Genomic DNA, 1,575 nt, shown 5'->3' on the forward strand with positions numbered 1-1,575 from the left:
TTCTACGACTACCCCGGCGGCCGCACCGGCCTGTGGACCTGGACCGCCAAGACCGGCGGCGGCTTCAACGCCCCCACCATGACCTGGGATTCGGGAGCGGGCAACTGGGACCAGTTCCGTACCAAGCCTGTCTGATCGTGCGAGCCGGCTGCGGCGCGCAAGCCGCAGCCGGCGGACTTCTCACCCCTTTTTGGAGAAAATCATGAAGATCACCCGTCTCATCGCAACCCCGCGCTTACCCTTCACCCGCCGCCTGACCGTGTCGGCCGCCTTGGCCGCAGGACTCCTTGCCGGAGGTGCTCTCCCTGCGGCAGCGCAGGAGCCGACCCCCGCCCCCACCACCAGCCGCGTCCCCGGCCCGGCCGGCGAGCCGGTGCCCGAGTCGCTCGCGGCATCACTGTCCTACACCGCCTGCGTTCCGGGCGGCGAGACCAGCGCGGACACCGCGATCGCCAACCAGGTCCGGCCGCAGATGAACGGCCCCCGCATGGGGAAGAGCGTGAACTCCTACAACGTCTCCTGCGCCCGGATCATCACGGCCACATCCAAGGGCCGAGGGTTGGACAAGCGAGCGGCGGTGATCGCCGTGACCACGGCCATCACCGAGAGCACCCTGCACAACTACACGGAGGCCGGCGACCACGACAGCCTGGGGCTGTTCCAGCAGCGTCCGTCCCAGGGCTGGGGCACGCCCGCGCAGTTGATCGACCCCGTGTACGCGACCAACGCGTTCCTCAACGCCATGCTGCGCAAATATCCGAACAACTCCTGGATGAGCGGGGACATAGGCGCCATCTGCCAGAAGGTGCAGGTGTCAGCGGTCCCGGACGCCTACGCCAAGGAGGTCCACGACGCCCAGCTTCTCGTCGACGCTCTGTGGAACGCGGGGACGACACCGTCGACGGACCCTCCGTCCGGCACCTCCGAGGTGAAGGCGGACTTCAACGGCGATGGGCTGGACGACGTGGCCGCGTTCTACGACTACCCGGGGGCCCGGACGGTTCTGTTCGTCTGGTCGGCCAAGACCGGTGGCGGCTTCAACCCGCCGGTCAGCATGTGGGATTCGGGAGCGGGCAACTTCGAACAGCCCCGCGCCAAGGCCATCGCGGGTGACTTCAACGGCGACGGCCTGGCAGACGTCGGTACGTTCTATGACTACGACGGCGCCCGCACCGGTCTGTGGATCTGGACCGCAAAGGCTGGTGGTGGCTTCAACGCTCCCGTCATGTCCTGGGACTCTGGCGCAGGAAACTTCGAACAGCCCCGCGCCAAAGCCGTCACCGGTGACTTCAACGGCGACAACATGACCGACGTCGGCACCTTCTACGACTACTCCGGCGGCCGCACCGGTCTGTGGATCTGGACCGCCAAGACGGGCGGCGGCTTCAACGCTCCGGTCATGTCCTGGGATTCGGGCGCGGGCAACTTCGAACAGCCCCGCGCCAAGGCCATCGCGGGTGACTTCAACGGCGACGGCCTGGCAGACGTCGGTACGTTCTATGACTACGACGGCGCCCGCACCGGCCTGTGGACCTGGACCGCCAAGACCGGTGGTGGCTTCAACGCTCCGGTCAT

The 1,575-nt window shown here is 67.5% G+C and carries 1 protein-coding gene; it reads left to right on the forward strand.

From position 1 onward, the window contains the following. Positions 1-202: 202 nt before the first annotated feature. On the forward strand, positions 203-1,575 hold a 1,373-nt coding region (locus AB0J16_RS59620; protein ID WP_358558313.1), incomplete at its 3' end, for a VCBS repeat-containing protein.

Source organism: Nonomuraea sp. NPDC049750, assembly GCF_040659625.1.
Lineage (GTDB): Bacteria > Actinomycetota > Actinomycetes > Streptosporangiales > Streptosporangiaceae > Nonomuraea.